This is a genomic window from Streptomyces sp. NRRL S-646, from assembly GCF_000720765.1.
GTDB lineage: Bacteria > Actinomycetota > Actinomycetes > Streptomycetales > Streptomycetaceae > Streptomyces.
On the sequence record NZ_JODC01000084.1, the window covers coordinates 1 to 632 of the forward strand.

Here is a 632-nt window from a genome sequence, read left to right on the forward strand (position 1 = left end):
CCCCCGCACCCGAACAGCCCGCACCGCGCGGCCGCCGCGCCGACGCCGAACGCAACCGCGCCGCGATCATGGAGGCGGCCGGCGCCGTCTTCGCCGAGCACGGCGGCGCCGTCGACGTCCGCGAGATCGCCCGGCGCAGCGGCGTCGGCATGGGCACGCTCTACCGCCACTTCCCGACCAAGGACGACCTGCTCCTCACCGTCCTTGAACAGCAGTTCGACTCCTGGCTCACCGCCGCCCACCAGCAGGCCACCGCCACCGAAGACCCCTGGCAGGCGCTGACCGGCTTCTTCGAGCAGATGCTCACCACGCAGGCCCACAACCGCGCCGTCGTCGAGAGCTACACCACCAAGGGCGGCCCCACCCCCTCCTGCGCCCAGCGCTGCTACACCTTCATCGACGAGCTGCGCACCCGCTGCAGGGACGCCGGCCTCCTGCGCCCCGACGTCACCACCGACGACCTGGTCCTGCTCAGCGGCTCCCTGAGCCAGGCCGTCCTGACAACCGCCGACAGCCACCCCGGCCAGTGGCGCCGCCTCCTGCACATCTCCCTCGACGGCCTCAGCAGCCGCAACACCGAACCCCTGCCCGAACCCGCAACCCACCCGGACACACCCAGCAACGACTGACCG

General features: G+C 72.5%; 1 protein-coding gene. It reads left to right on the forward strand.

Annotated elements, in window-relative coordinates:
- Positions 1–629, forward strand: a 629-nt coding sequence (locus IH68_RS0148980; protein WP_037886705.1) for a TetR/AcrR family transcriptional regulator, incomplete at its 5' end; no start/stop codon positions are given.
- Between the last annotated feature and the right edge of the window lie 3 nt (positions 630–632).